At 41.4% G+C, this 23,027-nt stretch carries 22 protein-coding genes; 8 read left to right on the top strand and 14 right to left on the bottom strand.

The genetic code is table 11. From position 1 onward, the window contains the following. Window positions 1-113: 113 nt before the first annotated feature. From ccmI to BTV98_RS10915, 5 genes are all read right to left on the bottom strand, one after another. Window positions 114-1,394, bottom strand: coding sequence for a c-type cytochrome biogenesis protein CcmI (gene ccmI, locus BTV98_RS10935; RefSeq protein WP_075103602.1), 1,281 nt, complete (start codon window positions 1,392-1,394; stop codon window positions 114-116). Further along, window positions 1,391-1,948, bottom strand: coding sequence for a cytochrome c-type biogenesis protein (locus tag BTV98_RS10930; RefSeq protein ID WP_082638039.1), 558 nt, complete (start codon window positions 1,946-1,948; stop codon window positions 1,391-1,393). Before BTV98_RS10930 ends, ccmI begins: the two co-directional genes overlap by 4 nt. After that, entirely contained in the window at window positions 1,945-2,598 is a 654-nt protein-coding gene (locus BTV98_RS10925; protein WP_075103601.1) for a DsbE family thiol:disulfide interchange protein, read from the bottom strand. Before BTV98_RS10925 ends, BTV98_RS10930 begins: the two co-directional genes overlap by 4 nt. 1 nt (window position 2,599) lies before the next feature. Next, complete coding sequence (locus BTV98_RS10920) at window positions 2,600-4,612, bottom strand: heme lyase CcmF/NrfE family subunit (protein ID WP_058369131.1); 2,013 nt, start codon at window positions 4,610-4,612, stop codon at window positions 2,600-2,602. A 258-nt stretch (window positions 4,613-4,870) separates the two neighbouring features. After that, a complete protein-coding gene (locus BTV98_RS10915) occupies window positions 4,871-6,205 on the bottom strand; it encodes a DUF445 domain-containing protein (protein WP_058369132.1) in 1,335 nt (444 codons plus the stop codon). Between the two features lie 527 nt (window positions 6,206-6,732). On the opposite strand from BTV98_RS10915, the gene mrdA reads away from it, so the two are divergent. The 8 genes from mrdA (at window position 6,733) to scpB (ending at window position 14,594) form a co-directional block, all read left to right on the top strand. Then, entirely contained in the window at window positions 6,733-8,712 is a 1,980-nt protein-coding gene (mrdA, locus tag BTV98_RS10910; RefSeq protein WP_058369133.1) for a penicillin-binding protein 2, read from the top strand. Between the two features lie 12 nt (window positions 8,713-8,724). Continuing rightward, entirely contained in the window at window positions 8,725-9,408 is a 684-nt protein-coding gene (rsmD, locus tag BTV98_RS10905) for a 16S rRNA (guanine(966)-N(2))-methyltransferase RsmD (RefSeq protein ID WP_058369134.1), read from the top strand. Window positions 9,409-9,604: 196 nt separating this feature from the next. Next, on the top strand, window positions 9,605-10,033 hold the full coding sequence (gene rplM, locus BTV98_RS10900; protein ID WP_075103600.1) for a 50S ribosomal protein L13: 429 nt from the start codon (window positions 9,605-9,607) through the stop codon (window positions 10,031-10,033). Between the two features lie 10 nt (window positions 10,034-10,043). Beyond that, complete coding sequence (gene rpsI / locus BTV98_RS10895; protein WP_058369136.1) at window positions 10,044-10,430, top strand: 30S ribosomal protein S9; 387 nt, start codon at window positions 10,044-10,046, stop codon at window positions 10,428-10,430. 363 nt (window positions 10,431-10,793) lie between these two features. Continuing rightward, complete coding sequence (locus BTV98_RS10890) at window positions 10,794-11,834, top strand: lipid A biosynthesis acyltransferase (RefSeq protein ID WP_227511764.1); 1,041 nt, start codon at window positions 10,794-10,796, stop codon at window positions 11,832-11,834. 110 nt (window positions 11,835-11,944) lie between these two features. Then, a complete protein-coding gene (gene trpS, locus BTV98_RS10885; RefSeq protein WP_058369138.1) occupies window positions 11,945-13,030 on the top strand; it encodes a tryptophan--tRNA ligase in 1,086 nt (361 codons plus the stop codon). A 188-nt stretch (window positions 13,031-13,218) separates the two neighbouring features. Then, a complete protein-coding gene (locus BTV98_RS10880; RefSeq protein WP_058369147.1) occupies window positions 13,219-14,025 on the top strand; it encodes a ScpA family protein in 807 nt (268 codons plus the stop codon). A 23-nt stretch (window positions 14,026-14,048) separates the two neighbouring features. Beyond that, window positions 14,049-14,594 (top strand): SMC-Scp complex subunit ScpB, encoded by a 546-nt coding sequence (scpB, locus tag BTV98_RS10875; RefSeq protein ID WP_058369139.1) that lies wholly within the window; start codon window positions 14,049-14,051, stop codon window positions 14,592-14,594. Between the two features lie 28 nt (window positions 14,595-14,622). On the opposite strand, the gene BTV98_RS10870 is transcribed toward scpB, so the two are convergent. The 9 genes from BTV98_RS10870 to BTV98_RS10830 all read right to left on the bottom strand — a co-directional run bounded on the left by BTV98_RS10870 (window position 14,623) and on the right by BTV98_RS10830 (window position 23,005). After that, complete coding sequence (locus BTV98_RS10870; RefSeq protein ID WP_075103599.1) at window positions 14,623-15,828, bottom strand: DegT/DnrJ/EryC1/StrS aminotransferase family protein; 1,206 nt, start codon at window positions 15,826-15,828, stop codon at window positions 14,623-14,625. A gap of 126 nt (window positions 15,829-15,954) precedes the next feature. Next, complete coding sequence (locus BTV98_RS10865; protein ID WP_075103598.1) at window positions 15,955-16,290, bottom strand: hypothetical protein; 336 nt, start codon at window positions 16,288-16,290, stop codon at window positions 15,955-15,957. A gap of 310 nt (window positions 16,291-16,600) precedes the next feature. Further along, window positions 16,601-17,548: a DUF4184 family protein gene (locus BTV98_RS10860; RefSeq protein WP_058369142.1), complete on the bottom strand. Its 948-nt coding sequence runs from the start codon at window positions 17,546-17,548 to the stop codon at window positions 16,601-16,603. A 47-nt stretch (window positions 17,549-17,595) separates the two neighbouring features. Further along, a complete protein-coding gene (locus BTV98_RS10855; protein WP_058369143.1) occupies window positions 17,596-18,249 on the bottom strand; it encodes an acetyltransferase in 654 nt (217 codons plus the stop codon). Between the two features lie 121 nt (window positions 18,250-18,370). Continuing rightward, entirely contained in the window at window positions 18,371-19,051 is a 681-nt protein-coding gene (locus BTV98_RS10850) for a PIG-L deacetylase family protein (RefSeq protein ID WP_058369144.1), read from the bottom strand. Continuing rightward, complete coding sequence (locus BTV98_RS10845; protein WP_075103597.1) at window positions 19,048-20,007, bottom strand: methionyl-tRNA formyltransferase; 960 nt, start codon at window positions 20,005-20,007, stop codon at window positions 19,048-19,050. Before BTV98_RS10845 ends, BTV98_RS10850 begins: the two co-directional genes overlap by 4 nt. Continuing rightward, complete coding sequence (locus BTV98_RS10840) at window positions 20,007-20,561, bottom strand: sugar transferase (protein ID WP_058369818.1); 555 nt, start codon at window positions 20,559-20,561, stop codon at window positions 20,007-20,009. Before BTV98_RS10840 ends, BTV98_RS10845 begins: the two co-directional genes overlap by 1 nt. Before the next feature lie 134 nt (window positions 20,562-20,695). Next, entirely contained in the window at window positions 20,696-21,823 is a 1,128-nt protein-coding gene (locus BTV98_RS10835) for a glycosyltransferase family 4 protein (protein ID WP_058369817.1), read from the bottom strand. Between the two features lie 21 nt (window positions 21,824-21,844). Further along, entirely contained in the window at window positions 21,845-23,005 is a 1,161-nt protein-coding gene (locus tag BTV98_RS10830) for an O-antigen ligase (protein ID WP_058369816.1), read from the bottom strand. Window positions 23,006-23,027: the final 22 nt, after the last annotated feature.

Raw genomic sequence — 23,027 nt, 5'->3', positions numbered from 1 at the left:
GCTCAAGTTTTTTTGGTATTAGTACCGTATGTAGGTATGACTTAGCTGTTCATATAACGCAATTGCACGCTATAGCAACGACTATAGCGCTTAGATTGTTGAGCTTTTTAAAGTTATGGTATCTGCTGATTAATTTCAACATTGACTTGTTTTTGATCGGCACTAATCACCACAGGGTTACCTGACAAATCACCTGACTCTGCACTAGCATTGCCATTATGACTAATACGAGCAATAACAGCCAGTTGGGTTTTTGCGGCACGTGCTGATTGTAGCGTCCGCTCAGGTATCATAGCATCAATGTCACTTAAACTTATATTGGCCTCACCTTGTTTAATCACACTAATCGGCAAACGCTTGGCTGCAAACGGTGGACCGCCGTTGACATCACGAATAGCAACAAACAACACGTCATCGCCTTTAACCAATGGCAATAAACTAGGATTGACGCTTACAGTGACATTAACCCCTTCAGCGGCTCGCTGCTGCTGCCCTGTTACGTTGGCACTCAACTCATCCAAACTTGCCAGCGCTCGGGTATGATCGCCTGGTTTGGCTGCAATACTTGCTCGTAATCTTTTGATCCAGCCTTGTGCTTGTTCAAAGTTACTAGCACGTGCTTCACCCATTGCCATTAGCATTTGCGCGCCTTCATGCTGCGGGTTATTACGCAACACACCTTGTAATACGCGGCGGCTATCAGCATCCAGTTGGCCTTCATTAGCAAAAAAGCTAATTTGCGCATAAGTGGTTGCGATCTCTTCATTATCAGGAGATAAACGATACGCTCTAGATAAAGCTTCTAATGCAGAGTCAGTCACCTCAAGGGATAAAAACAGCTCTGATAGGCGCATCCAGCGATCAGGATCGTCAGCATGACGATGGACATTGGTCTGCATAGCAGTAATCAGTTGACGACCATCTTCAATAGCCCACTCTGGTGGCTGATCAATCTTACCTGTCAGGAGATCATCGGCTACCTGTCCAACTTTATCTTCTGCTTGCCATAGCTCAAACACTGGAGTGCGATCGCTTATCATTAAGTACGCCATCGCTGCCATCACTGGCACCCAGACAATAATTATTAAACGACTTTTGACACCTGGATTTATCATTGGTGCCACTTGTCGCTGCGCATCTAATAGCTGACGTTCAAGCTCAAGCTTTTGATTTTGATAATGGCTATCATCAATAGTGCCGCTGTCTTTATCACTTTTAAGCTCTGCTAGGCGCTCACGAAACACAGTTACGTTGATATCTAACAATTGATTGTCTACAGGATTGTTTTTTAGACGTGTGGCACGTAGCCATGGTGTAATCACGATGACTGCAAGAATTAAGGCTACGAGTAAACTTAGGGCAATAAATAAGCCAGCAGTAGAAAATAGGGTCATTTTTTGTCCTCTTTGCTTGTGACATCGTGATCAATACTGTTTGAACGTGATAACAGACGATCCAGTTCAGCCTTTTCTGCAGGCGTCAACGCTGCGGCAGGGCTATCAACTATCTTATTAGTAACGCCTTGAGCCGCCAGTTGTCGACGTTTACTCTGCCAAAACCAGCCGGCAATCAAAAAGAGCAATAATAACGGTGGAAAAAACCACAGTATCCATGTTGATGGGCGGACAGGCGGCTTGTAAGTAATAAAATCACCATAACGCTCTTGCATATAGCTGCGTATCTCTGCGTCACTACGTCCATCCTTAACCATGTCGTAAGTTTTTTGCTTTAAATCTTGTGCAATCGGCGCATCAGAGCCTGCAAGGTTTTGGTTTTGACATTTAGGGCAACGCAGCTCCTCAATCAGTCCGCGATACTGAGCTTCTTGCTGCACTGAATCAAAGTCGTAAACATCGATTGCTGCGTAAGCTGTCATACTCAGTAGGCACGCCAATACAAGGCTTACTAACCTTAGTACAATAGCCGTTGTTATTTGAGCGGCTTTCATTTGCATGCCTCCCCAACTTGACTTGGATCTGGGCTGCTGCCATTTTTATTGGCTTCATTAAGTACCATCAAGCAAGGCATGATACGTTCTTGCCAGTTGGCCTCGTTAACCTCTCCAACAATGTGCTGACGTATAATACCCTCGCCATCAACGATAAAGGTTTCAGGAGCTCCAGTTAAACCTAGATCTAGTGCAAACTGACCTGATAAATCTTGAATGGACATCGAAAACGGATCGCCACCTCGGTTCAAATAGCTTAGCGCATCACCAATATCATCTTTGTAATTGACACCAACCAAATTGACACCGCGCTCTTCTAGCTCCATCAAAAACGGATGTTCAATAACACAAGTTGGACACCAAGAGCCCCAGATATTCATCAAAAACGGTTTATCGGGCAAATTGTCATTGGTCATAATACGGCTAGTGTCTGACAACAACGGTAGCTCAAATGCAGGTACTGGCCGCTCAAGAGCCATATTAGCCACAATATCAGTAGGCTTACCCAAGCGCATATAAAGCATTACCATTAGTCCCAAAAACACAATAAACGGCACTAAAAACCATACTTTGAGTTGTTTTTTATTCATCGTCTTATGATGCTGTGCCTTGTTCTGCTGGTTGTTAGGGGTCTTATCCGATTGACTCATCTTATTTCTCCCCAAGCGTCGTTGCGGGTACGGCTGCACTATTAACAGTATCAGCAACCTTATGTGACGCTTTGACTTTCTTAATACGATAGCGGTTATCCAACATACTAATCAGCGCTCCTAAAGCCATAATAATCGACCCTAACCATATCCAGCGAATCAAGGGTTTTACATAGATACGCACTGCCCATTGATTGCTACCTTCAGCGATCGGCTCGCCAAGCGCGACGTACAAGTCGCGCATGAGACTCGCGTCAATCGCAGCTTCCGTCATTGGCATCATACTAATGATATAGGTACGCTTTTCAGGGTATAAGACTGTAACGTCGCGCCCATCTTTCGTGACCGCCACCTGTGCTTGAATACTATCAAAATTACTTCCTTTTACTTCACGAAAGTCTTTAACAGTAAAATCATAGCCTTGAACATGGACAGTATCATTAGGTCCAAGAGCCACATCGCGCTCAATACTCAAGCTACTGGTAAAAGCCACGCCAATCGCTGCGATTAAAACCCCAATATGAGCAGTTTGCTGTCCCCAATAACTAAGACGCAGTTGGCGCAGTCCATTGACCATACTTGGTGCATTTTTAGTTTTATCTCTAAAATCAATAATCATCCATAACAGTACCCAAAAGCTTACTGCCAAAGTCACACCAATATTTAGCATAGATGATGGATGGACAAAGTAAGCGATGATCGCCGCCAATATCAGACTACTGGCTGCGATGACCATACCGACGCCGAGCAGCGGACGCTTGTCCTTTTTCCAGCGAATGTTAGAGCCCATACCCATGGCAAGCAGTAATAACCAAGTCAAAGGGACAAACAATGCATTAAAATAAGGAGGGCCGACGGATACTTGACCTAAATTGAAAGCATCTGCAATAATCGGATAAAGCGTACCAAGCAAGACCACTAAAGTGGCAATCAGAATAATGGCGTTGTTAATAACCAAGAATGACTCACGCGAGATAAGCTGATACTGACTTTCAACCGTCAAACGCCAACCTCGTACTGCAAACATCAATAGACCACCGCCTACGATAATACCAAGGATGGCTAGAATGACTAAACCACGTGTGGGATCAGCGGCGAACGAATGTACCGAAGTAATGACCCCTGAACGTACCAAAAACGTCCCTAGTAGACTCAATGCAAACGCAAAAATCGCTAGCATAATTGTCCAAGCTTTGAATACACCGCGCTTCTCGGTCACTGCCAACGAATGTAATAACGCTGTTCCAGCAAGCCAAGGCATGAGTGACGCGTTTTCTACTGGATCCCAAAACCACCAACCGCCCCAACCAAGCTCGTAGTAAGCCCACCATGAACCTAATGCGATACCGATGGTCAAAAAACCCCAAGCAGCTAAGGCCCAAGGGCGTGACCAGCGTGTCCATACCGCATCCAGACGCCCCTCCCACAATGCCGCCATACAAAAAGCAAAGGGCACAACCATACCCACATAACCCATGTATAGCATAGGTGGGTGAATAATCAGACCAAAATCTTGCAGTACCGGATTCAGATCCGCACCATCGACAGGTATGTTTGGCAGAGTACGATTAAATGGCGATGAGGTAAAAATCAGCATCGCTAACATCATCATCTGTACCGCTGCCAAAATGACCAACACTCGTGCTCGCATCGATAACGGCAAGCCACGACTAAAATAAGACACAAGCGCACACCATGTCGCCATGATGGTCATCCACAGCAGTAAAGACCCTTCGTGACCACCCCAAGTTGCTGATAGCTTGTAATACCAAGGCAATAAAGTGTTAGAGTGCTGTGCAACATAGACTAGGCTAAAATCATTATAATAAAAGCCTGCCATCAGCGCTGCAAACGACACAATCATCGCTGCAAACTGCGCCCAAGCCAAACTTGGTGCAAGACGTTGCCAAGCGACCTGATGACGCATAACACCAATGGTTGGCAACACAACTTGCAAAATTGCCAACACAAAGGCAGCCAGTAAGGCAAAATAACCCAATTCTGTGATTAACATACAATCTAACCCTGTTTACCCTAATACGGTCATAGTTTACTGTGGCGGATTGGGCTTTTATTCATTGAAAAGCACCTATAGTCTACTCATGTCAAAATCAAAACAACGCAAGCTTTGCCAACCATACACCTGTACGATTAGCCTCCAACTCCCTTGTAAAGATAAATTTTGAATTGACTATCTAACTTAATACTGATTTTCTATACGTGTTTATTGACTACTTAGAATTACAAAACGTTTTTATAACAAAATCATTGGTTACTGCACCGCAGGAAAGAACACTAAAACAAGATGCAACCAACCTGCTAAAAACCCAGTCAAACCACCAAGCACGATCAACGTCATCTCATCCTCACGGAATGCTGGACGCAATAAGTTTTGAAACTCATAAGGCGATAAAGCACGAATACGATCACGAAACAGACCAAATATTTTGCTTGCGCGGCTCTCGTTGAGTTCAGGATCTCGAAGTGGCACCATCGTAGCAGTGATCGACTTATTGATAATGGTATTTTTCAATTGTCCATACTCACGGCGACCCAGTCCCATACGCAAAGTCGTTCGAACCACTGGCGACTCTAATATCTGATAAAGGTGCGACTTCATCAGCTCACGCGTTTGCGCCGCTCGATCTCCATACATCATCTCATTCATAATATTCTCTAAAGTCACAAGGTCGTTGACTACGATCTCAGCGAACACTTCAGATACTTCTTCTTGGCGCTTCATAAAGCCGCCTTGGAAACGAAACTTCGCGATATGCGGTAGCGTCGGCTTTATAAAAGGAAAGCCATCACAACGCTCAAAAACTTTTATATAAGAAACAAAGCGTGGCTCTACTGGATTAAATACCATCCAAATTGCAATCCAATTAGTCAGCAAGCCCCAAATAGCAGCAAAGAATGGCACTGTCCAATGCTGTGGTACGACCAAAAAGATAAACATTTGGATAATACCAAAGACCAATCCAATTAAAGCACTGATATGCCAAATAAAGTTGATCTCATGTTGGCCAACTCTTAAAAACATGTTTACCATTAAACGTCGATCGCTTTCCATCTTGTTCACGATCATTTGACGCATATCGACCAAATCTTCAACATGGTATGTCAGATCAGTCACCAAAGATTGCATGATGTCCGGTAGCTCTTGGTGCGCTTGCGTATAGATACGGCGTTTTAATGCATACGGCAGACTGCCCCATAACGCCCCAGAATGCTCCAGCATAATCTCATCAATAAGTGGCTCAAGGTTTTTATCAACCGTATCAGTGATAAAAGCCGCCATCTGCTCAGGCTCCATCGCCTGAAAAAACTCTTCAAGTGAGCCAAGCTTTGAGAGTGTTTGATCGACAATCACTCCAGAGATTTTCCCAGCTTTACGTGGGACGATACCTTGCCAGCCAAGTCCAGGCAAACCAAAAAACGGGAAATTAGGTATACGTATACCCCAAAACCTAATGGGGTAAAACAGCATTTTCAATGCCATCCATACATGCAACCAAGTGACTAACGCTGTCACTGGTGGGATGGTCAGCATGGCAAAAAATTCTGGATGCTCGGCGATCGTTTGCCATATTGAGGTTGCGACCATGACTCTTCCTGCCTCTGACGTAACGATTCTCGTTAATCTATTGTCGTTTGTTGGTATTTTAAAAAAACGCTTAGGGACTATGGACCCTGATAAAAGCAGCACCTTAGTGACAAATAAACACTACAAAATAAATCGCCTGATTTTAGCATACTTGCCGTTCATTAGCACATATACACCTAAGCCAAGTTGTGACTATACATGACAATATCATGCGTCTGACTTAGATTTGTTAACTAACACTGCTCCTTTAAAATAGTCTACGAATAGTGCTATTAATAGCATATGAGAATCTATTAACAAATAAGCTGACAGGTTCAGCGCAATTTATTACATTCTGTTATAATTTGTCGCATAGCAATAATAGCAATACACTTTTAAATCTATGATTCAATATTATAGGGTCATTTACTCCATGTACTTGAAATGATTGTTTTTATTGTCTGCATTTGCTTAAATACCTTTTCACAGCATTCCTTTACCAAAGTAATTTTTGCTTTATCCACTGCGCTCATTGGTACTAACTTTACATGAATAAATCGCTTATCCCAGACACCGAGCAGGTCAACCGCGTTTTTATGCGCCGTATTCTTATTCTTGGTTTATTCATATTTCTAGGTATGAGTGTTTTATTACTGCGTTACGGTTATCTACAAGTGTACGCTCATGATAAATACAAAACTCAGGCTGACAATAATCGCATCAAGCTCATATCTGCACCGCCCAGCCGTGGTTATATTTATGATCGTAACGGCGTATTACTTGCTGACAATCAGCCTGTGTTTACTGCCATGCTGAGCCCCGATGAGGTAGAAGATCCAGAACGTACTTTAAGCTTACTTGCACCTATCTTTGCTTTGACAGACACTGATATTACTGACATTTTGGCAAGACTGAGTAAAAGTAAAAACGATCCTGTGACCATCAAGATTGATTTAACGGAAAAGCAGGTTGCACAGTTTAGTGAGCGTAAGCCGTTTTTTCGGGGTGTTACTATCCAAAGCAAATTGACTCGCTCTTATCCCTACGATGAACTGTTTGCCCACGTTATTGGTTATGTTGGCCGTATCAATGACAAAGAGACCAAACGTATTGATAAAGACCGTTATGCAGGTACTGATTTGATTGGCAAGATTGGTATTGAGCAGCATTACGAAGATATTTTGCTTGGACAGCCAGGTTATCAGTCGGTGGAAACGGATGTTCATGGCAATATTCTACGCCAATTAGATACCAAGCCTCCTATCGCTGGTAACGATATCACTTTAAGTTTGGATTACGGTTTACAAACGATTGCTCAGCAGCAGCTTGACGGTCGCCGCGGAGCTATTGTAGCGATAGATCCAAAGAATGGTGATGTGTTAGCGTTCGTGAGTAATCCAAGTTATGACCCTAACCCTTTTATCTCAGGCATCTCTTTTAAAGACTACGATGCATTAAGAGAAGATATCGATCAGCCGCTATATAACCGCGCGCTACAAGGTATGTATCCACCAGCCTCGACTATCAAACCATTTGAAGGGTTAGGTGCGCTGCATTATGGCTTGAGAAACTGGGAGACGACTATCTATGATCCTGGCTATTTTAGCTTGCCTGGCGACTCACATCGTTTTCGTGACTGGAAGCGCGGTGGCCATGGTTCAGTGAATCTTAAAAAGTCTATTATGATGTCAGTGGATACTTACTATTATAAGCTGGCGTATGAAATGGGAATTCAGCGCTTACATGACTGGATGGTACGCTTTGGTTTTGGTAAAGATACGGGTATTGATTTGCCGAATGAGAAATCAGGTATCATGCCTTCTCCAAAATGGAAAGAAGATACGTATGACAAAGGCTGGTTACCGGGCGAGACCATCTCAGTAAGTATTGGTCAAGGTTATTTTCTGGCCACGCCGCTACAGATTGCTAATGCGACTGCCATGATGGCAAGTAAAGGCAATCATATTACGCCGCATCTGCTAAAAAGTAGTGAAGGTGCGGCAGAAATTGATGTCATCAGCAAACCTGATGGCAAGATTGACTTTAATGGCAAACCTTCTGATTGGACACGTATGCATGATGCGATGGAAGATACCGTCAAAGCTGGTACGGCACGTGGTATCTATACCCCGCGCTATCGTATCGCTGGCAAGACAGGTACTGCACAGGTCAAATCTATCGCTCAAGGTAAAAGCTACAATAAATCGGCACTAGATAAACGTCATTGGGATCATGCATGGTTTAATGGTTTTGCGCCCGTAGAAGACCCTCAAATTGCTCTTGCGGTACTGGTTGAAAATGGCGGCGGCGGTAGTGCAGTAGCAGCGCCTATTGGACGCGCATTATTTGATTACTGGGTATTACAGCGTAAAAGTGACCCTATTACGCCACCAACTCCCGATGAGCTAAAAGCTATTAAATATCAAAAAGCATTGGACAAAGCTAAACGTGATGCTATTCGCGATCAAGAACAAGCATTAAAAGAACAGGCAGAAGCGCAGGCAGCAACTACTACAGCGACCGAATAAAGAATAGCAATTATGAAAAGAAATACAAAAACATCGACATCGCGCAGCCCAAAGCGTGACACAAATCATAAAAAACAAGCCACTGCGGGCAAAGTACGTATTATTGGTGGACAATTTAAACGTCGTAGTATAAATTTTATCGATGCTGATGGCTTACGGCCGACGCCAGATCGCTTGCGAGAAACACTATTTAACTGGTTACTCGCCGATATGCATGGCGCGCGTGTCCTTGATAGCTGTGCAGGCAGTGGCGTACTAGGATTTGAAGCCTTATCTCGCGGTGCAACTCACTGCACATTTATCGAAACCAATCAATCTCAGTACCAAATGCTACTGAAAAGCTCTCAGCAGTTGAATATCGACACTGACAGTTATCTAATCCTACATGGCAATGCTGAGCATGTCTTATCTCAAAACAAGAATTTCAAACAACCGTTCGACATTGTTTTTATTGATCCGCCTTACGCTAAAGATTTATGGCAACCCATTTTGACCACTTTAATTGAGCAGTCGTTAATCACGACAAAGACGCTTATTTATCTAGAAGCGGATAAAGATTTAAATGAGCAATTAAATGAATTGGCTCAGTCCCTAAGCGCAGTCTTTACAATGCAAGGGTTAAGCAGATTTAAAGCTATCAAACAGACCAAAGTGGGGCAAGTTGTGGCTGGACTTTATAGACTAGAATCGTCATAATCATGCAACTTGCATTAATGAATGCTAAAAACCGCTGAAAAACTGGTCTAACGCTGCAGTTTAATGTATATAAGGCGAAAATAAACCCCAATGCAGCTTGCAAGCGTAGGCGCTACTGCTTATAATATGCAGTCTGTTTTTTGAGAGCCCCGTTCCCAGCTAAACTCTCAATGAATTCTAATTTTAAGGTTTTATCATGAAAACACTTAGTGCAAAACCAGCTGAAGTGACCCATGACTGGTATGTCGTAGATGCTGACGGCAAAACCCTTGGTCGCTTAGCCACCCAAATCGCTACTCGCTTACGTGGCAAGCATAAAACTTCTTATACTCCGCACGTAGATACTGGTGACTTTATCGTTGTCATCAATGCAGAAAAAATCGCGGTAACGGGTAAAAAAGCGCAAGATAAAAAATACTATCGTCACAGTGGTTATCCAGGCGGTATTAAAGAAACCAACTTCACAAAGCTGATTGCACATAAGCCTGAAGATGTTCTACATAAAGCAGTTAAGGGTATGCTTCCAAAAGGTCCTCTTGGCTATGCGATGATTAAAAAGCTAAAGCTATATGCAGGTGCTGAACATCCACATACTGCACAGCAACCTAAAGAACTAGACATCTAAGGAGTCACTTATGGAACGCAATTACGGAACTGGTCGCCGCAAGACGTCTACTGCTCGTGTCTTTTTAGCAAAAGGTACTGGTAGCATCGTTGTTAACGGCAAGCCACTTGATGAGTACTTTAGCCGTGAAACTTCACGTATGGTCGTTCGTCAGCCATTAGAGCTATTAGATACTCCTAACGACTATGATCTTTATATCACTGTGAAAGGTGGTGGTATTAGTGGTCAAGCAGGTGCTATTCGTCACGGTATTACTCGTGCATTAATCGAACTTGATGACACCAACAAACCTACGCTAAAAGCAGCTGGTTTTGTTACTCGTGATTCACGTCAAGTTGAACGTAAGAAATTGGGTCTACGTAAAGCACGTAAGCGTCCACAATTCTCGAAGCGTTAATAAAAGCTGTTTATCGTTTTACTGTTATGGTTGTCTTTTTCTCAGAGTTATACCAATAGCATCAAGTAAAACGCTAGATTTGCAAAACCTTATAAGCTGGTCACAGCTTGTAAGGTTTTTTTATGCCTAATGCTTAATAGTAATTACATTAAACGCTATTGTACCCAATAGCCTGACTTTGTAGTCTGCTAGACACTTTGCTTTTATAGTCAAAACCAACTTGCAAACCAGCTACCGCTACCCCATCATGATAGTAACTTTTCATCATTAGCCTCGTCACTATAGATGCTATAAACAGTGCTGTAAAAGGACATTATGAAAGCGCCCGAACAATACGATCCTAGCAAACCCGTAAAGCCTGCCATGCCGCTGCAAAGCAAGCAGCAGTCTGCTAAATCGCCAGCTATTCCTGATGGCATGCCAACAATTACGCAAACGCATAAAAGCACAGCACAAGCGGAAAAAAAGCCTTTCCAATGGCAGTTTTTACACCCTAAATTTTGGGGAGTTTGGCTGTTATTATTCGTTTTTCTACCAATGATTTATCTACCGCTGGGTTGGCAGTTTTGGTTGGGCCGTAAGCTCGGTATCTTGATTTATAAAGTGGCCGGTTCGCGCCGACGCGATACGCTGATTAATCTTAAGCTCGCCTTTCCCAAAAAGCCAGAAGCTGAGCGTGAACTGATGGCAAGGCAGGTTTTTGTTAATCAAGGTATTGGTGTATTTGAGACCTTATGCGCTTGGTTCCGGCCAAATGTTTTTACCAAAACGTTTTCTATCTCAGGACTACAGCATTTGGTGAACGCACAGAATGAGAAGCGCCCTGTTATCTTATTAGGCGCACATTATACGATGCTAGATTTGGGTGGATTGTTATGTACACAGTTTTTTGCCACTGACTGTATGTACCGCCCACAAAACAACGCACTTCTTGATTGGTTTATCTATAACGGTCGTACGCGTATTTTTGGTAAGCAAATTTCTAGCCGTGATATGCGTAGCTTAGTCTCCTCTATCAAAGCTGGACATGTTATTTGGTATTCACCTGATCAAGATTATGGTCTTAAGCAAGGAGTAATGGCACCATTTTTTGGTGTACCCGCAGCCACGATTACGGCACCTAGGCGCTTGGCTAAAATGGGGAATAAGAAAAACCCGCCAGCAGTTATGGCGTTGCATACTTATCGGCAAACGCCAGACAATTTGCCTCGTGGCAAACGACCTCATTATCATTTGACGATTACACCAGAGCTGAGTAACTATCCAAGTAATGATGAGGTGGCCGATGCAACACGCGTGAACGAAGTTTTGGAAGGTCTTATACGTATTGACCCTACTCAATGGATGTGGTTTCATCGCCGATTTAAACACGGTCCTAACGGTCGAACTGATATTTACAAGTAGGTTTTGATTATCAAAAAACGCCTGATAAAATTTGCTATACTTTGCGGCTAATATTTCGCACTTATGATATGCGCTTATAATAATTTGACAAACAATATAACGGATTTTCCATGAGCAATAACAGCAATCCTGACAACCAAGCTTCTGATGCCTCAACCGAAGCCAAACGTATTCTAACGGGCATTAAACCAACGGGCATTCCACACTTGGGTAATTACGTTGGTGCAATTCGTCCAGCGATTGAATCTATTCAAAACAGTGAGCACGAAGCATTTTTCTTTTTAGCGGATTATCATGGCATTATCGGCTGTTATGACCCTGCGATTATTCATGAGTCGACCAAAGCAATTGCAGCCACGTGGATTGCTTGTGGCCTTGACCCTGAACGCGTGACGTTTTATCGTCAATCAGATGTACCTGAAATCCCAGAGCTTGCTTGGATTTTAAATTGCTCATGCGCTAAAGGTTTGATGAACCGTGCCCATGCTTATAAGGCTGCGGTCGATATTAATACAGAAAAAGCCGACGTCGATGCAGATTTTGGTATTACCATGGGCCTGTTCGGCTATCCTGTACTCATGGCAGCTGATATTTTGATGTTTAACGCCACCCATGTCCCCGTTGGCCGAGATCAAGTACAGCATATAGAAATGGCGCGTGACATTGCCGGTACCTTTAACCATCGTTATAAGTCTCTTTTCACCCTGCCATCAGCAGTCGTTGATGAGGACATTCCGCTATTGACAGGGCTCGATGGACGTAAGATGAGTAAGAGCTATAGCAACACCATACCACTATTTGGTGAGACAAACCCGCAGGTCAGTTCTGAAAAACAGATGCATAAAGCCATCATGAAAATCGTGACCAACTCCCAATTGCCTGATGAGCCAAAGGACCCTGACGACTCAGCTCTCTTTGAGATTTATAAAGCCTTTGCAACGCCTGCAGAAATTGCTGATATGCGCGCACAATATGCCGCTGGTATAGGCTGGGGTGATGCCAAGCAAGTCTTGTTTGATAAAATAAATGACGAGATCGCACCGTTTCGTGCGCGTTATGAAGAGCTAATGGCTAATCCAAAGGAATTAGAAGAGATACTGCAAATGGGTGCAAATAAAGCTCGTCGTCATAGTCGTAAGCAATTAGATAAAGCTCGCCGTGCTATCGGTATTCGTCCCCTCGCCAAGCTTAAATAGCCGCTCGCTAAATGCAAACGATCGGTTGATTGGTATAATTTGTCGTATCAGGATGGATGCTAAACGTGCAAACTGAACCACAAGATAAACAAGCAGTCTTGTCAAAGGCTGTTTTTTCTGTAGACGCGTATCAAACAACTGAGCCTTTCTATACTAAAGGCGAAGATAACGGCTCAGTTGTCAATGACATGTCTTTACGTATTTATCAGACACCAGTGCAGCACTTGCCAGAAGATCTGTACGTACCACCTGGTGCCTTTGCCATTTGGCTAGAACAGTTTGCTGGGCCATTAGACTTTTTATTGTATCTGGTCAAAAAAAACAATGTCGACTTGACGCAAATGCCAATTCTGCCCATTACTGAGCAGTATTTGGCTTATATCAGTGAGTTGGATACCGATCATTTTGAGTTGGCGGGTGACTATCTGCTGATGGCATCTACACTGATTGCGATTAAAACCGAGCTATTATTACCTTCTTCAGAAACGCCAAGCGATGAGCGCGACCCAAAAGCAGAGCTCATTGAGCGTCTGGAGGAATATGCGCAAATTAAAGCAGCCAGCGAGCGTCTAGATACGCTTATTCGTCTTGAACGTGATGTGTTTTTGGCGATGGTGAGTATGCCTAACCAAGATGTTATGACTGCCGAATTGCCCAGCTACTCTCCAAACTTATTGATTGATAGCTTATTTAAAATGCAACTACAACCCGACTATCAAATGCATTCTATCAAAGTTGATGCCGTTCCCCTCTCTGATCGTATTGCCAGTATCAGCCGGCAGCTCAGCACTGATGCTGATGGCACACACTCCTTTTATGAGCTATTAGATAAAGCACAAGGTAAGATAGGGATTGTAGTCAGCTTCGTTGCGGTACTAGAGCTGATAAAGCGGCAGTTGGTTGGTGTGGTGAGTGCTGATTTGACAGATGAGGCTACTATTAATAACGAGCTTGCCAGTCCAATCGAACCAATAAAGTTACAATGGCTGGCCTGACAGTTTTGAAAAGAGAATGTTTAATGACAGATACTAAGCACCTGCATCTTGAGGAGATTAGCAAACACATAGAAGTACTGCTACATGCTTCAGAAGCTCCGCTCACTGCAAATTCTATCAAGAAGCATTTATCTTTGTCTGGTAAAGAGTTAACGCAAGCTTTAGAGCTACTACAGCTGCGCTTAGACACTGGTGTCCTCAGCTTACATGAGACTGCTAGCGGTTATCGCCTACAAATAGCGGATAGCTACAGTGCGTTGATACAGCGCGTCTTTCCGCAACGTCAAGAACGCCTGAGTCAAGCGCTGCTCGAAACGCTAAGTGTCATTGCTTATAAACAACCAGTAACTCGCAGCGACATAGAGTATATACGCGGTGTGACGCTATCGAGCGGCATACTGCGGCAACTGTTCGATAAAAACTGGATCATTGAGGATGGTTATAAAGAAACATTGGGTCGTCCAGCTCTACTCCATACGACACCGCAATTCTTAGATGCATTTGGACTGACTAAATTAGATGAGTTACCACCAATGCCAGATATACCAGCTATTGGTGGCAGGTCTTGATTTGTGATTAGAGCGTTAGCTGTTATGGTCAAATTGATTTAACTATCTTATTGAATACCGTGTTGATTGCTTCAACCGTCTTTTTGATTTCAGCTTCGGTAAGCGTTGGATGTACTAAGAACATCAAACTTGTCTCCCCAAGTTCTTTTGCAACTGGCAGTCTGGTTTCAGGACGCAGCCCTGTACCATCGAATGCTTTTTCTAAGTAGACTTCAGAGGCAGACCCAGAAAAACAAGGCACATCTAATTGATTGATTTCTTCAATAATACGGTCGCGTGACCAGTCATCAGGTAAGTTATCAGCGTTCACATAAACATAGAGCTTATAGTATGCGTGCTTGGAATCTGCAAACTCTGGTGTCTCTTCTAACTTTGGTGCATGCAAATACCCTTTATCTTCCCATTGAGTACAAGCCTGTAAAATTGCTTGAGCATTTGCAGTACGCTTAGCGGTCCAATCTGGCATTCTCTCAAGCTGAATACGTCCTATTACGGCTTGCATCTCAGTCATGCGCCAGTTAGTACCAAAACTTTCATGCAACCAACGATAGCCAGGTGGATGCTCTTTTTCATACACAGCAGCATAGCTCTTACCGTGATCTTTATACGCCCACATCTTACGCCATAGATTCTCGTCGTTTGTAGTGACCATACCGCCTTCGCCGCCAGTTGTCATGATCTTGTCTTGACAGAAGCTCCATGCGCCAACATGTCCGATACTACCGACACTACGGCCCTTATAATACGCGCCATGTGCTTGCGCACAGTCTTCAATGACATATAGGTTATGCTTATCTGCAAGCGCCATCATGCCATCCATATCGCATGGCCAGCCTGCTAAATGCACACATACAATACCTTTTGTTTTATCAGTTATAACGGCAGCAATTGTCTCTGGAGTAATGTTACCAGTAGACTCATCAACATCAGCAAACACAGGAGTAGCACCCGCATTTACCACACTAGAAATACTGGCAATAAAGGTACGTGGCGTCACAATGACCTCATCACCTTCGCCAATATCTAGCGCCTGCAACGCTACGTCCAATGCTAAAGTACCATTGCCTAATGCGATGGCATACTTACTATCTGCCCAATCAGCGAACTCTTGCTCAAATTGACGACATTCCTGCCCTGTCCAATAGTTTACCTTATTAGACAATAAAACTTTACTGACCGCATCAGCTTCTTCTTGTGTAAAACTTGGCCAAGGTGAAAAAGGCGAATTTAGCATATAGCTTCCTTATTTATTATAAGATCGATGAACAATAATACTTCATTTTTTTCTAAATTAACTGTCTATTCTCAAATGCTCTTACTTCGTTATGCGCTGCTTTATATAAAGCATAAAAACAATGTTTTACTTTATAACGTCATCAAGAAAACTTTCTGGATAAGCGATACTATTCTTGAGCGACTCAAAAGAAAAACAATCTTCAAGACTATCGACTTCTTTTTCTAATTTTGAAAATTGTACAAACCAATCTTCGAGATAAAAAATATAATTAAAGATTTTTTTGCTCATGGAAGTATCTAGACTATTATTATTTAATAATAGTATAAGCTCGTCGTATATCTTTTTATTGGCATGAAAAACATGCAAGGCCTGATGATAGGTCAAACCTTTCTGATAAACTTTATAAGCCGCCTCAGAGCGTTTTATATTGTTAATGAGCGCATTGTGTATAAGAATCATGACGTTTCCAAGTTTTGATATGTAAATAATCTAGTAAAATTATATATTCTTAAATCCGAATATATTAGAAAATCCTAGTCATATTACGAATTAAATTAAATAGATTGGCTATATTTTTGTATACATTTTTAATTAGATTTCTGGGAATGACTTTTGTTTTATAAAGTAAATAAATAATTTAAAAATCATGTTATATTAACTGTACAAAAAACAACCAATGCTATTACATCAAAGCTCTGTCTGAAAATCCCTATGCATTTTCAATACAGTAAAAACCTTTATAACTATATTATGCAACCGAACTACTTTATTACTTCTTATATTGTCGATATGTATTTTGAAGAAAATATGTCAGATGATATAAAGCAGTATAGCTAACACATAATAAAGTAACTCTTTTTAGTAAACTGACTGACACCCCTGCTGCAAATCTATATGGACTGCTAGTCAAAGACGGATACCAATTTAAGACTGCCTGTATACCCCATACCAAACATAAAGTAGTCATTGAAACAATGATTATTACACTCTGCTTTTTGGAAAACATTAACGTTACTATAGTATCTGTTTCTGTCTCTTCAGCGACGTCTTTGGTGTTAATCTGCCAGTCCTTTGCCCGTAATAAGGCAAACCAAAATAACGCTCCTAACCCTACTATTGAACTTAGATATTGTAACAACCTAGCGATACTTGTTCCCTTAAATGGGAAAAAGTACAAAGGGTATTGTAACCAGTCAATATGACGAGCAATAGAGCCATCAGCATGGGTAATTCCGTCCCATATCAGATGCGTAAATGCACCGAATACTAAACTTAGTACTACTGGCAGATAAAAAGACTTTACCTTATGTAGGACTCGTTTTTTGATACCTGCAAACGACCAATATCTATTAGCATAGCCAGTAAAATACCTTTTAACCTTATTACGACTATTTTTGCTGTCTACATCTTTTAGATTAAAAGACTTTGCTGCCCGTTTTATCAAAAACGGTTGGACTAGAGCGAAAGCAGCAGGTTTTAGACCCCAATTCCACAATGCAAATATTGTCAATCCCCAAGGTAAACAGTAAGTAAACACACCCATCCATTGATGAGATAAGTTTCCTGTTGCGCTACTAGCACCAATATAATAAGGGAAATCTGGCATCATAGTACCGATGAGCAATGCTTCAAAATGAAAACAGCGTATGCTACGGTTTTTCTTTTTATTACGATAAAATGGCAATGCTGCAGCCATATGCGCTAACGTAAAGGCCATATTTATATCCTGTTACTAGCTCTAGCACGCAAAGCAGATATCAGCACTTACTTAATCAAGGCTCTGGCTGGGTTCCCAACCATAACAGCGCCTGCTGGAACATCTTTGGTAACCACAGCACCCATACCAATAATTGCGCCTTTACCAATAACTAAAGGCTTATCTGCTGTTCCTTGCTTGATAACCGCCCCAACACCAACGTATACATGATCATGGACATGCACATTACCACTACAGCTCACTCTAGGCGCAAAAGTCACATAATCCCCAATCACAGAGTCATGAGATACATGACAATACAAATTGGCATGAAAAAACTTCCCAATCTTCATGGTATTGGTTAAACATGCATGGGGTGAGAGAATGCTACCTTTACCTATCTCTATTGTGTCAGGATCTAAGATAATAGTAGTAGGCGCATGAACAGAGAGCGCAGGTATATTGTCTTGTTCAAGCTTGTCTGCCAGCAACTCACGAACCCTGCTATCACCAATGGCGATCGTTACTGCTTTATTCTTAGAGGGATCGCGTAAAAATTCATCATATTTTAGTACTTTATGATTCATAAGCGTATCAAGCTTACCCGAATCATCAATAAATACGATACGGGACTTATCAAGCAAAGGGTATTGCAACTTTAATAAAGAAACAACTTGCTTCCCATGACCACTTGCACCATATATTCCAATTAACTGCTGCATTTTTTTTCCTTATTGCGAGTTATCAGTAAACCTGCTCATTGTCACGTTATCACTTGCATTTATGTCTTCTTTGTCCTAAGCATCAAAAGATCATATAAGACGCGAAGATAAAATTGGTGGTTTAATCGTTGATACTTCTAATAACGTCGAAACTTTCTGCCGTATTTGCACCAACATAAGCGCCTCTAAGAGCGGCTAGATGTTCTATTGCTTTAATAGATCGCGTATTCGGGAACGCTTTGAGTTGACTAGAAAAGCATTCCATAGCAGTGATCTTAGTGGCAAAATCATTTTCACTTAACACATTAAAGTAACGCGGAATAAAAACAGCCTCTACTGTTGGGTGGCCCCACTCTGTTTCAGATAGTGTCTCGTAGGCATAAATGTGCCTAACACTCTGACCTGGTAATGGTCTAGCAGCCACAAGACAAGCGTTGTATATAGCACCATGATCGAGATGTAAATCACCTTTATGAGGTATATATAGAGTGTCTATATTCTTTTCTTTTATCAAAGCGTTCAAAGTACCAGCGATTTTGTATTGTGGATACTGCTCCAATTGCGGCGCAGGAAAGTCATAAAATACAGTTTCTTTTATTCCCAATACCTCATGAGATTTCAACGCTTCGGATCGCACAAACTCCATTCTTTCAGAGTTAAAAAGCTCTGGCGCACCAACTGCTGCATTTGTCATGATCGCGACGTATACATTATCTCCATGGCGTACATGTTTCGCTATTGTGCCACCGCACCCTAAAACCTCGTCATCAGCGTGAGGCGCTACTACTAAAACATTTTTCATGACATTTTCCCAATAATCTCTTTTAACTCTGCAATTTGTTTTTTAAGCTCGTATATCTCAAGCTCAACTTTGTAGCCCAACAAGCTTCCTACTCTCAGTCTGCTTGAATCATCAAAAGCAATTGTAATCCAAATAAGCCCTTTACCCGTCTGAACCAAGAACTCATCTTTTTGACTCTTCAAGATACGACCTTGAACACCTTTTATTTTTAGATTTTGTTCCACTCTACTAGATGTTACTTCTAGTTTATTATTACCTGAAAAAGTAAAAGCACCAGGATGTGGCTCAGAGGCAGCTTTGATAAGACGGTCTATATCGTATGCTGAGCAGGACCAATCAATTAATCCATCTTCAGGCTTTCTAATACCAAATTCTGTCGCTAATGAATCGTCTTGTTCAATAGCTATTAATTCACCATTAGCTAACTGAGGTAATAAAGAATCTAACGCTAGACTCATGGCTTGATGGATTTTTTCTTTTACACTCTTGGCCGTATCTTCACCAGAAACGTCAAATCCTTCTTGCGCTACAATAGCGCCAGCATCGGCAGCTTCTTCAAGCATAAAAAAGGTAGCTGCTCCTTCTTGCGCTTCATGGACAAGCCAAGCCAAAGGCGCCCGACCTCTTCCTTCAGGTAATTTAGTCGGATGAAAACCTATAGCGCCTAATTTAGGAGCCTGAATGATATCTTTAGACACCAATTGAGAAATACCAACGACAAACAAGTAGTCAAGTTCTAAAGACTGTATCTCTTCAATATGGTCATTAATTTTCGTAAATGGCGTAAAACTGATTGAATTTTCTAAGCAAAATGGTTCCAAATCACAGTGCCCACTGACGAATTTGGTTATATTCGGTTTATAACCAAATACTCCGACTACGTCTAATCCATGCTCATGTAGTTTCTGTAGGGTAAGAGCGCTTGACTCCACGCCACCAATCAGTCCAACTCTCATTATTTTTTACCCCATTTCTCACCAAGCAAAACTATCAATGCTGTTTTAGAAAGAATTTTTAAGTCCAATAGAAGTGATTGTCCTTCGACATACTCTTTATCAAACTCCCAGCGCTCTTCCCAAGTTAAATGAATGTTCCCATTTACTTGTGCCAATCCCGTTAGACCCGGACGAACCAATAAACGTTTCTTTGCACTTTCATTAAACTCTTTCACTAGATTTGGCAAGCAAGGTCTTGGCCCAACCAAAGACATATCGCCTTTAACTACATTAAAAAGCTGTGGCAATTCATCAATCTTTAGTCTACGTATTACCTTACCAACTTTAGTAACCTCGGGATCATCGTTGAAAGTCTGTTTAATCTCTCTCACTTTGTCCGTCATGGTTCTAAACTTATAGACTGAAAATACTCTACCTTTTTTACCCACTCGTTGCTGTTTAAAAAACAGTGGGCCTTTACTGGTTAATTTTATTAATACCGCAGTTACGATGAGCAGCGGAGATAATATAACCAATATAAAAATACTTATAAGAAAGTCAAAACAGCGTTTCATAGAAAACCTTATAGCTTAAATATGCGTTTATAGTGTGTTATAAAAATTACTATATTTTTTAATCTTCGTCTCGCAACAATATAATCAGTTTCATGACATTTCTACGTGCGACAATAAACTTATGAGAGGAGTGACTATAGACCCATCTCTTCCAACATTTTGGCATTAACCTTGTGCACATCATATTTTTCTTCAGCTATAGTCCGTGAGCGCTCCCCCATCTCTACAGCTAATTCAGGCTCTTCAATAAAACGAAGCATCGCTTGAGCTAAAGCATCAACATCTTTTACCGGTACTAAAAAACCATTATCACCATCTACAACAGTTTCACGGCAGCCTGGCGCATCTGTAGTAATCACTGCTCGGCCCATAGACATTGCTTCTAATACTGTGCGAGGAGTGCCTTCACGATAAGACGGTAATACATAAACAGAACTTGCTTCAATAGCTGGTCGTACATCGTCCAGCTTACCTAAGAAGTTAATCGTTCCTTCTGCAATCCATTCGTCCAGCTCAGTTTGTTTAATAGCGTGGGGATTGGTATCAAGCCAACCTACCAAATCAAAGTTTATCTCAGGATGAGTCTTTCTAACTTGTTGGGCTGCCTGTGCATATTCACGGACCCCTTTATCCCATAATAATCGAGCAATCATCAAAAACCTTGGCGCAGATTGTTCAGTTAAAGGCACAACGTTAAACTGCGACACATCTACACCTGAACCGTTTACGATACAAGTATCAGCGTTCTTAGATACGATCTTTAACTCACGGAACAACATTTCATCATCTGGGTTTTGAAAGAACACTTTGTCGGCTTTAGATAAAGCACGACGATATAGTTCATGAATTAATTTTTGTAGTTTGGTGCGTTTTTTTGCTACCTCAACTTGCTGAAAAGCGTAGCCTAACCCCGTAATCAGGGCAAAACGGTGAGGTACTTTAGCAAGCCAAGCAGCTAACATGCCGTAAATGACTGGTTTGATGGTATAACTGAGCACATAATCAGGCTTAATCTCTTGCATTAAACGATATAAAGTGCCCAGAGTTTTAGCATCATTGATAGGGTCAGTACCTGTACGTTGCATAGGAACATCATGAACCACGTAATCAAGGGCCTCAAGACGCTCAACAACCTTCATATGATCCTGAAGTCCTGGAGCAGCAACATGGACTTCAAATCCTGCATCTTGTAAAGCAGCCAATAGAGCACCGCGAAAATTAAGTAAGGAAGGTGCATAGCTTGCTATAATTAAAAATTTCATAAATTACTCTAATAAAATGAATTAATGTTCGACAGAAAGTTTTTGAACGTTTGCATTCCTTACTCTATAACCAAGATAAACTAAGAGAACGGTATAAATGAACAAATAATTGAGTAAAAGAAAGGTTGAACTATTAGTAGATAAAGAAAATATCGCTACAAGTGACATTGTTGTAGCGGCCTTAAATCGAGCCGTATGCTTAGAAGTCATCCAGATTAGAGATAAACAAAATGCTGTAAAAATAGAAGTACCGATAATCCCAAACTTTATTAGCGTCTCTACTAAACCATTATGTGTCCCAAGTTCATGTCCATCAATTTCAAATTTAACACCATCAAAGCCTAAACCTATAATAGGTTGACTCTTAAATCTTTCCAGTGCTAGCTGCATGAGTACATCACGCCCATTGTAACCTGTATCTAATAACCTTGAATCAGATGAACTCGCTACATTAGAAAAGTTACCAGATACCCAATCTGCGATCTCAACAGAATAAATAGATAAACCCAGTGCAGTTGCTATTACTACAAATAAGGAGAAAAAATTACTTCTAGGAAATTTTGTAACAAAAGCATAAGATAACAAGCTTAATACAAATGCCAAAGTTGCACTTCTAGAAGCGGTAACACCTAGGATCAATAAGACTGTCCCGATACCTAGAAACTTATATCTTTTTTTATCTAAACCCAGAAGTACAAAGGGTAGTAACATTACAGATAAGTGACTGGTAATATTTGGATTCATGAACAAACCCGGCTTTCGGAAATCAGACCAATTTGTAAAACTTATAAGAAAAAGCGGTAGTAAAATAAGTAGCGTCTTAGACAACTTTTTATACTGCTCTTTATTATAAAAATTCGTCCCTTCAGTCAACGCTATTTGAGATGCAAAGAATAAAAATAAAACCATAGCTATAGATTGAAAAATAATCAACACACTACCTTGGAAAATAATGCTCTGTATTACAATAAATAGCACAAGAAAGAAAATAGCAATTAAACTTTTATTTGCTACTATCTTCTTATGTTTATATATTATAAAAAAATAAAAAAGACAAAACTGCAAAACCACCAGTGGCGCTCGTAAAGGTGCCAAACTTGAAAAACTTACAATAAATATCACAAGTATTGAACTCAATACAAACGAGTTTACACTAATGAACTTAGGGGCTTTTATATTCATATAATTTACTACAATAAAGTCA

It is taken from the genome of Psychrobacter sp. Cmf 22.2 (assembly GCF_001921745.1).
Lineage (GTDB): Bacteria > Pseudomonadota > Gammaproteobacteria > Pseudomonadales > Moraxellaceae > Psychrobacter.
Note: the sequence above shows the minus strand (reverse complement) of the source record. Positions and strands in the feature narration are given on the sequence as shown.

What these genes read in the sequence shown, in the direction of transcription:
- BTV98_RS10880 (WP_058369147.1), top strand. Translation starts at nt 13,219, where the DNA reads ATGTCTTTACGTATTTATCAGACACCAGTGCAGCACTTGCCAGAAGAT.
- scpB (WP_058369139.1), top strand. Translation starts at nt 14,049, where the DNA reads ATGACAGATACTAAGCACCTGCATCTTGAGGAGATTAGCAAACACATA.
- mrdA (WP_058369133.1), top strand. Translation starts at nt 6,733, where the DNA reads ATGAATAAATCGCTTATCCCAGACACCGAGCAGGTCAACCGCGTTTTT.
- BTV98_RS10845 (WP_075103597.1), bottom strand. Translation starts at nt 20,007, where the DNA reads ATGAGAGTTGGACTGATTGGTGGCGTGGAGTCAAGCGCTCTTACCCTA.
- rpsI (WP_058369136.1), top strand. Translation starts at nt 10,044, where the DNA reads ATGGAACGCAATTACGGAACTGGTCGCCGCAAGACGTCTACTGCTCGT.
- BTV98_RS10860 (WP_058369142.1), bottom strand. Translation starts at nt 17,548, where the DNA reads ATGGCCTTTACGTTAGCGCATATGGCTGCAGCATTGCCATTTTATCGT.
- BTV98_RS10850 (WP_058369144.1), bottom strand. Translation starts at nt 19,051, where the DNA reads ATGAAAAATGTTTTAGTAGTAGCGCCTCACGCTGATGACGAGGTTTTA.
- rsmD (WP_058369134.1), top strand. Translation starts at nt 8,725, where the DNA reads ATGAAAAGAAATACAAAAACATCGACATCGCGCAGCCCAAAGCGTGAC.
- BTV98_RS10855 (WP_058369143.1), bottom strand. Translation starts at nt 18,249, where the DNA reads ATGCAGCAGTTAATTGGAATATATGGTGCAAGTGGTCATGGGAAGCAA.
- BTV98_RS10925 (WP_075103601.1), bottom strand. Translation starts at nt 2,598, where the DNA reads ATGAGTCAATCGGATAAGACCCCTAACAACCAGCAGAACAAGGCACAG.
- BTV98_RS10930 (WP_082638039.1), bottom strand. Translation starts at nt 1,948, where the DNA reads ATGAAAGCCGCTCAAATAACAACGGCTATTGTACTAAGGTTAGTAAGC.
- trpS (WP_058369138.1), top strand. Translation starts at nt 11,945, where the DNA reads ATGAGCAATAACAGCAATCCTGACAACCAAGCTTCTGATGCCTCAACC.
- BTV98_RS10890 (WP_227511764.1), top strand. Translation starts at nt 10,794, where the DNA reads ATGCCGCTGCAAAGCAAGCAGCAGTCTGCTAAATCGCCAGCTATTCCT.
- BTV98_RS10840 (WP_058369818.1), bottom strand. Translation starts at nt 20,561, where the DNA reads ATGAAACGCTGTTTTGACTTTCTTATAAGTATTTTTATATTGGTTATA.
- BTV98_RS10835 (WP_058369817.1), bottom strand. Translation starts at nt 21,823, where the DNA reads ATGAAATTTTTAATTATAGCAAGCTATGCACCTTCCTTACTTAATTTT.
- BTV98_RS10870 (WP_075103599.1), bottom strand. Translation starts at nt 15,828, where the DNA reads ATGCTAAATTCGCCTTTTTCACCTTGGCCAAGTTTTACACAAGAAGAA.
- ccmI (WP_075103602.1), bottom strand. Translation starts at nt 1,394, where the DNA reads ATGACCCTATTTTCTACTGCTGGCTTATTTATTGCCCTAAGTTTACTC.
- BTV98_RS10920 (WP_058369131.1), bottom strand. Translation starts at nt 4,612, where the DNA reads ATGTTAATCACAGAATTGGGTTATTTTGCCTTACTGGCTGCCTTTGTG.
- rplM (WP_075103600.1), top strand. Translation starts at nt 9,605, where the DNA reads ATGAAAACACTTAGTGCAAAACCAGCTGAAGTGACCCATGACTGGTAT.
- BTV98_RS10830 (WP_058369816.1), bottom strand. Translation starts at nt 23,005, where the DNA reads ATGAATATAAAAGCCCCTAAGTTCATTAGTGTAAACTCGTTTGTATTG.
- BTV98_RS10865 (WP_075103598.1), bottom strand. Translation starts at nt 16,290, where the DNA reads ATGATTCTTATACACAATGCGCTCATTAACAATATAAAACGCTCTGAG.
- BTV98_RS10915 (WP_058369132.1), bottom strand. Translation starts at nt 6,205, where the DNA reads ATGGTCGCAACCTCAATATGGCAAACGATCGCCGAGCATCCAGAATTT.